This is a genomic window from Streptomyces sp. NPDC058964, assembly GCF_042741275.1.
Classification (GTDB): domain Bacteria; phylum Actinomycetota; class Actinomycetes; order Streptomycetales; family Streptomycetaceae; genus Streptomyces.
In genome coordinates this window covers 1-7,233 of the sequence record NZ_JBHYKH010000465.1, presented here as the reverse complement: position 1 = coordinate 7,233, position 7,233 = coordinate 1, and the positions used below count along the sequence as shown (strand labels likewise).

General features: G+C 71.2%; 6 protein-coding genes. 3 read left to right on the top strand and 3 right to left on the bottom strand.

All coding sequences use genetic code 11. The features are described 5' to 3' along the window. Positions 1-171: 171 nt before the first annotated feature. Both ACFW2E_RS37170 and ACFW2E_RS37165 read right to left on the bottom strand, forming a co-directional pair. Positions 172-1,194 carry a phosphatase PAP2 family protein gene (locus ACFW2E_RS37170; protein WP_384473548.1) on the bottom strand — a complete coding sequence of 341 codons (1,023 nt, stop codon included), beginning with the start codon at positions 1,192-1,194 and terminating at the stop codon, positions 172-174. A gap of 238 nt (positions 1,195-1,432) precedes the next feature. Further along, positions 1,433-2,710, bottom strand: coding sequence for a mannosyltransferase family protein (locus tag ACFW2E_RS37165; RefSeq protein WP_384473545.1), 1,278 nt, complete (start codon positions 2,708-2,710; stop codon positions 1,433-1,435). A gap of 261 nt (positions 2,711-2,971) precedes the next feature. Between ACFW2E_RS37165 and ACFW2E_RS37160 the strand changes: the two genes are divergently transcribed. Together ACFW2E_RS37160 and ACFW2E_RS37155 are read left to right on the top strand one after the other, a co-directional pair. Next, positions 2,972-4,579: an MFS transporter gene (locus ACFW2E_RS37160; protein ID WP_384473542.1), complete on the top strand. Its 1,608-nt coding sequence runs from the start codon at positions 2,972-2,974 to the stop codon at positions 4,577-4,579. A 175-nt stretch (positions 4,580-4,754) separates the two neighbouring features. Further along, positions 4,755-5,945, top strand: a complete 1,191-nt coding sequence (locus ACFW2E_RS37155; protein ID WP_384473539.1) for an acyl-CoA dehydrogenase family protein — start codon at positions 4,755-4,757, stop codon at positions 5,943-5,945. A 43-nt stretch (positions 5,946-5,988) separates the two neighbouring features. On the opposite strand, the gene ACFW2E_RS37150 is transcribed toward ACFW2E_RS37155, so the two are convergent. Continuing rightward, complete coding sequence (locus ACFW2E_RS37150; protein WP_384473537.1) at positions 5,989-6,429, bottom strand: cell division protein SepF; 441 nt, start codon at positions 6,427-6,429, stop codon at positions 5,989-5,991. Positions 6,430-6,739: 310 nt separating this feature from the next. On the opposite strand from ACFW2E_RS37150, the gene ACFW2E_RS37145 reads away from it, so the two are divergent. After that, a partial coding sequence (locus ACFW2E_RS37145) for a DUF5685 family protein (RefSeq protein WP_384473534.1) occupies positions 6,740-7,233 on the top strand: 494 nt, incomplete at its 3' end.

The following is a 7,233-nucleotide window of genomic DNA, read 5'->3' as shown; positions in this document are numbered from 1 at the left end:
CCGGGGTGGGGGGTCTCAATTGCGTGGGGGGGGCGGGCGGGGGGGGGGGCGCCGGGCTGGGGTGCGCGCACCCGGGCGGGGCCCCCGGCCACGGGCGACCCGGCGCCCGGGGCCCTTTGTCATGGCGGGGGTTGGGCGTGCGTACCGGACCCCGCGCTGCCGTACCCGTCGTCAGCCGCCCGTCAGAGGGCGGGCCGCCGGGGCCGGGCCCCGCGGGACGCGGTCCGAGTGCGGCGGACGGCGGCTGCCCGCCGGGGTGACCGGAGTGCGCTCCGAGCGTGCGGTGTGCGGGCCCGGCGCCAGGTGCATCGGCGACCGGGGCGAGCGGACCGAGGCGACCGGCTCGCGCTCGGGGGCCGTCTCCTCCCCGACGGGTGCGGTGCGCGGCTTGAGTACCACCGGGGTGACCGGGACCGGTGCGGGCACCGTGCGGCCGCGGCGGTCGCGCCAGCGGTCGCGCAGGTCGAAGATGGCGACCTCGGCCATGGCGATCAGCGGTTCGACCCAGGGCAGCGCCAGCATGATCAGGAGTCCCGCGGCCCAGCCCAGCAGCACGTCGCTCAGCCAGTGCGTGCCGAGGTAGACGGTGGTGAGGCCGACGCCGAGCGAGGTGACCGCCGACAGTGCGGACAGCCAGCGGCGCGCTCTCGGGGTGGAGGCCAGATAGGCCAGAATTCCCCAGGTCACCACCGCGTTGGCGGTGTGGCCGCTGGGAAATATATCGCCGCCGAGGCCCATCTCGTTCGAGCCGATCGTGATGGCGTAGTGCGGACCGAGCCGTCCCATGCCGAGCTTGGCGGCGCCGACGGTGATGTTGAGCAGCAGCAGTGACGCGCCGAGCGTCAGCAGCGGGCGCAGCGTGTGCTGCCGCCAGGAACGCCAGCCCAGCCACGCGGCGACCATCACGGCGGTGGGGCCGCGCTGGCCCAGCACCACGTAGTAGTCGAGGAAGGCGTGGATCTCCGGCCACTGCTGGTACGGCCGGAAGAACATGACCTGCCAGTCGAGCCGCACCAGCCACGAGGTGGTCACCACGGCCCAGACGATCGCCAGGTAGAAAGCCAGAGTCGCGGAGAACAGCACGACCCGGTGCCGGCTCATCCTCGGCACATCGATGTGGGCCGGTCGTTCCGGCTCACGGTCCAGCCTGGCGAACACCCGGTCCAGACGGGTGAGGTTTCGTTCGGTACGCACCCAATCGACGTTACAGCGAGTGAGCTCTCAGCCCGGTCGAATCACCGGCTTTGTGATGACGATGTGATGTGGGAAACCTCTCAGACGCGATCCTAATTCCGAGGAATCCGTAATCCCCGATAGTCGCATCCTTCAATTCCTTTGATCATGCCGGACGCCGGTTATAGGGCGCTTATGAATTCGTTCACCGAATCATGGGGTGGATTTCTCTGGCCGCTCACCGACCGTGCTCGATCGATCATGGCGGACCGGAGCCGTTGAGCCAGAAGGCGCCATAGACCGCGGACGCCACCGCGACACCGGCCGTGACCAGCACCGTTCTGGCCGTGCGCAGCCGGGCCAGGGCCAGTGCGAGCGGCAGGAGCAGGGGGAAGGCCGGCAGCAGGAGGCGCGGCTTCGAGCCGAAGTAGCTCGACGCGCCCAGCGCGAGCGCGGTGACGACACCCGTGTACACCAGCAGCGGAAGCGGCTGGCGCTGCCGTACGCCGATCACGTACAGCCACACGACCAGACCGGCTCCGATGACCAGGCCCAGCCCGGCGAGGGCAGACGGAAATGACGTGAACTTGTCGGCGGCGAAGCGGGCGAAGGCGTATCCGCCGTCGAAGCCGTTGCGCCACCCCGCCTGCACGTCCAGATAGCCGAGCGGTCCCTTTCCGGTGCGGTGGCCGACCCACAGCACATAGACGGCGGCGCCGAGGGGGGCGATCAGCATGCCGAGGGCGCGGCGCCAGGGCGGTGCGCCGGCGGTGACGGATGGGGCGCGTGTCACTTCCAGTGCGCCGTCCGCTGTCGGAACGCGCGGGGCGCGGCCGGCGTCGGCGACACCGGGGGCGTGTTCCTCTCTCTGTGCGCCGCGCGTCGCGGCCGTGCGCCGATCTCGCACGAACGAGGCAATGCCCGCCGTCCACACCGCGGCCACCACGGCGAGCCCCACCGGCCGGGTCAGCCCGGCCAGCGAGGCCAGCGCGCCCGCGGTCACCCACCGTCCGGTCAGCACGGCGTACAGCGACCAGGCGGCGAGCGCGGTGAACAGCGACTCGCTGTACGCCATCGACTGCACGATCCCGACCGGCAGCACCGCCCACAGCAGCACGGCGCACACCCCGGCGCGGGATCCGTACACATGGTCCGCGACCGCGAAGATCCCCCAGGCCGCGGCGAGCGAGGCGATCAGGCTGACGGCGAAACCGGCGTCGGCGAAGGACAGCGGAGTGAGCCGGTGCAGCTCCCGCTCGAGCCAGGGCAGCAGCGGGAAGAAGGCGAGGTTGGAGTGCACGTCGCCGTTGGGCAGGCGCACCTCGTAGCCATAGCCGAGCTCGGCGACCCGCGTGTACCAGAGCGCGTCCCAGCGGGCGGTGAGCAGTGTGTGCGCGTTCTTGCCGCGCGCCGCGCTCCACACCGCCAGCACGCCCAGGCCCAGGGCACGCACCGCCGCGTACCCGAGCAGCGCCGGGGCCGCCCGGCGCAGATGCGTCACAGGGGGTGGTGCCACGCGCCCATCAAGATCGGTCACGGGCTCGATTATCGACCGGCGCCGGAACCGGACGACCCACCGGGGCGTGGTCAAGGGAGAGGAGCAGTGGTGTACGCCACAAAGACTCCGTGTGAAGTGTGAGAGGTCTGCCACGTTTCGGCCGAACGAACTCGCGTACGCTGACGTGTCAATCGCGTGGGTATGCGCAGGCCGGGGACACCGCTCCTCTCCGGCCGTACGACGGGGAGTCCCCACCCCGCCGATCCGCCCCGCGCGAGGGTTCATCTGGGAGGTACGTACATGTCCGGGACGACCACGGCTGCCGTTCGGCTGCGCCGTCGGGCGGCCGGGGCGGGTGCCAACCGCTGGGTCGTCCTCGTCGTCCTCTGCGTCAGCCTGCTCCTGGTCGCCCTCGACGCGACCGTGCTCCATGTGGCGGTGCCCGCCGTCACGGAGGACCTCAGGCCCGGAGCCATAGAGCTCCTGTGGATAGTCGACGTGTACCCGCTCGTCTGCGCCTCGCTGCTGATCCTCTTCGGCACGCTCGGCGACCGGGTGGGCCGCCGGCGGATCCTCCTTCTCGGCTACGCCCTGTTCGGCGTCGCGTCCGCGGTGGCAGCCTTCGCGCCGAGCGCCCAGGTGCTGATCCTGGCCCGCGCGCTGCTCGGCGTCGGCGGGGCGATGATCATGCCGGCCACCTTGTCCATCCTGCGTCAGGTCTTCCCCGACCGGCGGGAGCGGGCGCTGGCGATCGGCGTCTGGAGTGCGGTCGCCGCGGTGGGCGCGGCGGTCGGTCCGCTGCTGGGCGGCTTCCTGCTGGAGCACTTCTGGTGGGGCTCGGTCTTCCTCGTCAACATCCCGCTGATGCTGGTCAGCCTGCCGGTGGGTCGGCTTCTGCTGCCCGAGTCGACGGGTGAGCGCAACGGTCCCTGGGACGTGGTCGGCGCGCTGATGGCGGCCGCCGGTCTGTTCGGCGTGGTGCTGGGCGTGAAACGGCTCGGGGGCGGGGAGCCGGTGGCGAGCGTGTTCACGCTGGTGCCTCTGGTGCTGGGTGCGCTGCTGCTGGCGCTGTTCGTCCGCCGTCAGCGACGGCGTCCGTATCCCCTGGTCGATCTGCGGATGTTCACCCGGCCGGCGTTCAGTACGTCCGTGGGCTGCATCGTGCTGGCCATGCTCGCGCTGGTGGGCCTCGAGCTGATCGCGGCACAGTATCTGCAGCTGGTGCTCGGGCTGTCGCCGCTGGAGACGGGTCTTCGGCTGCTGCCGCTGACCGTCGCGGCGATGGCGTCGGGGCTGGCGGGCGCGCGGATGCTGCGCCGGTTCGGGCCGCGCCGGATGGTGTGCTTCGGGTTTCTGCTGACCGCGGCGGCCGTGCTGACGCTGACCGCGATGGGCGGGGACGACAACGCGGGGCTGCTGCTGGCGGGTTTCGTACTGCTCGGCTTCGGGTTGGAGACGACCCTGTTCGGGGCGTACGAGTCCATGCTGAGCGAGGCGCCGTCGGATCAGGCCGGCGGGGCGGCGGCGATCGGGGAGACGTCGTACCAGTTGGGGGCCGGGATCGGCATCGCGCTCCTCGGGAGCGTGATGAACGCGGCGTACGCGCCAGGACTCGCCTCCGTGCCGGGTGTTCCGGCGTCGGCCTCGGCGTCGGCGGGACATTCGCTGGGCGAGGCCTATGACGTTGCCGGGCGGCTCGGAGGACCGGCCGGTGCCGCCCTGCGCCGGGCGGCGAGGGACTCCTTCGTGCACGGTCTGCACGTCACGCTGCTGGTGAGCGGCGGGCTGTTGCTGCTCGGGGCGGTGATGGCCCTGCGGCTGCCGCGGGTGATGCTGTGCGAGGAGGAGGCGGCCGCGGTGGAGGTCCCGGCACCTCGGGAGCCGGCGATGCCCCGCGTTTCCGCGTAGTCGCTCCGCTGTGGTGCGGGTGGTTCGGGTTGCCCGCCTTCGGTGGCCGGCCGGTGTGCTCCCGTGGGGCGGTCGGCAGGTGCGAGAGTGGGGCTGGACGTCCGGTGCCCCGGGTCGTAACGTCTGGGCTGCGTCCTAGCTAGCGGTGCTAGTTTTATCTGCCGGAGGGTGTTCCATGTCCGCGTCCTCGAAGTTGCCCCCGTTCGACCCGGCCGACCCCCTCGGGATCGACGATCTGCTGGAGCCGGAGGACCTCGCCGTCCGCGACACCGTGCGGAACTGGGCCGCGGACCGCGTCCTGCCGAACGTCGCCGACTGGTACGAGAAGGGCGAGCTGCCCGGCATCAGGGAACTGGCCAGGGAACTCGGCGGGATCGGTGCCCTCGGCATGTCCCTCAGCGGATACGGCTGCGCCGGTGCCTCCGCCGTGCAGTACGGCCTCGCCTGCCTGGAGCTGGAGGCCGCCGACTCGGGCATCCGCTCCCTCGTCTCCGTACAGGGCTCCCTCGCCATGTACGCCATTCACCGGTTCGGCAGCGAGGAGCAGAAGCAGCGGTGGCTGCCCGGCATGGCCGCCGGCGAGATCATCGGCTGCTTCGGGCTCACCGAACCCGACCACGGCTCCGACCCCGCCAACATGCGCACCCACGCCAAGCGCGACGGTGGTGACTGGATCCTCAACGGGCGCAAGATGTGGATCACCAACGGCTCGGTGGCCGGAGTCGCCGTCGTCTGGGCGCAGACCGACGAGGGCATCCGCGGGTTCGCCGTGCCCACCGGCACCCCCGGGTTCTCCGCGCCCGAGATCAAGCACAAGTGGTCCCTGCGCGCCAGCGTCACCAGCGAACTCGTCCTCGACGACGTACGGCTGCCCGCGGATGCCGTACTCCCCGGGGTCGTCGGACTGCGCGGTCCGCTCAGCTGCCTCTCGCACGCCCGTTACGGCATCGTCTGGGGAGCCATGGGCGCGGCCCGCAGCTGTTTCGAGACCGCCGTCGACTACGCGAAGACGCGGGAGCAGTTCGGGCGGCCCATCGGGGGCTTCCAGCTCACCCAGGCCAAGCTCGCCGACATGGCGGTCGAACTCCACAAGGGGATTCTGCTCGCCCACCACCTGGGGCGGCGCATGGATGCCGGCCGCCTGCGTCCCGAGCAGGTCAGCTTCGGCAAGCTCAACAACGTGCGCGAGGCCATCGAGATCTGCCGCACGGCCCGGACCATCCTCGGCGCCAACGGGATCTCGCTCGAATACCCCGTCATGCGGCACGCGACCAACCTCGAATCGGTGCTCACCTACGAGGGCACCGTCGAGATGCACCAGCTCGTGCTGGGCAAGGCGCTCACCGGACTCGACGCCTTCCGCTGACCCGCCCCCAGGGGCCGAGGCAGGGCCGGTGAGCGGCCCTGCCTCAGCTCTGGTTGTAGAAGCCGTCCGAGCGGTGGGCCGACGCCTCGCCGCTGACGATCTCGGTGTTCGCGGGCGTCAGCAGGAAGACCCGGGTGGCGACCCGCTCGATCGTGCCGCGCAGGCCGAAGGTCAGTCCGGCCGCGAAGTCGACCACGCGCTTGGCGTCGGCGGGCTCCATGGCCGTCAGGTTCATGATGACCGGGACCCCGTCCCGGAACAGCTCCCCGATGGCACGTGCGTCCCGGAAGCTGTCCGGGGTGACCGTGCCGATACGGCGGCCCTTCTCCTCGGCGACGTCCGAGGCAACCCTGACCCGGGGGTCGGTGACCCAGGCATCCCCGGGCTGCTCGGTCCCTTCGGAGTAGTCGTCGTCGTAGTAGCGCTCGTCATCGTTGTCGTCGACGAGGCCAAGCCAGGCACTCGCCTTGCGTACCGATCCCATGGACGCCTCCTCTCACAGCGGTCCTTCATGCTTTCCGCATCCCATGGTCGTCCATGATGCGGATGGCGCGCCAAGTGGATAGACGCCGCGCGGGGGGTTTGTGACGGTACTGGTGCACAGCGCATACGTCGAGAGCCCGCGTCTCCCAAGGGCAGTACGGGGCACGGCTGCTGACTGTGAGTGAAATATGATTCTTCACGGCGTTCGGGTGACGGACGGTGCGTCCGGGTGAACGGATCGGCTCCTACGACCTGACATTCGGTCGATACGATGCCGCAGCTCAACGTCGTACGGATCACGGGGGATCGCCATGTTCGGAATCGTCAGGCCCTGCAGCCACCGGCTCGGTGAGAGCCTCAAGACACAGTGGATGGCGCATTTGTGCGGGCTGTGCCTCGCCCTGCGCGGAGACCACGGACAGTTCGCCCGGATCGTGACCAACTACGACGGGCTTCTCATATCGGTTCTGACGGAGGCTCAGGCGGAGAAAGCGGGCCCGTGGCGGCGTACGGCAGGGCCGTGCCCGCTGCGCGGGATGCGGACCGCCTCGGTGGCGCAGGGCGAGGGCGCGCGGCTCGCGGCGGCCGTCTCCCTGGTGCTGGCCTCCGCCAAGGTGCGCGACCATGTCGCCGACCGGGACGGGCTGCTGGCGCGCAAGCCGGTGGCGGGGGGGGCGGGGGGCGGCGCCCCCGCGGCCGCGCCGGGCGGCCCCGCCCACACGCCCGGCGAGCTGCTCGCCCAGTCGGCGGGCCTGCTCGCGCAGGGCCTGGGGGGTGCGCGCGGTGAGCAGCCACGGCACGGGGC

Coding starts and splice junctions, on each gene's coding strand:
- ACFW2E_RS37160 (WP_384473542.1), top strand. CDS start 2,972: ATGTCCGGGACGACCACGGCTGCCGTTCGGCTGCGCCGTCGGGCGGCC.
- ACFW2E_RS37155 (WP_384473539.1), top strand. CDS start 4,755: ATGTCCGCGTCCTCGAAGTTGCCCCCGTTCGACCCGGCCGACCCCCTC.
- ACFW2E_RS37150 (WP_384473537.1), bottom strand. CDS start 6,429: ATGGGATCGGTACGCAAGGCGAGTGCCTGGCTTGGCCTCGTCGACGAC.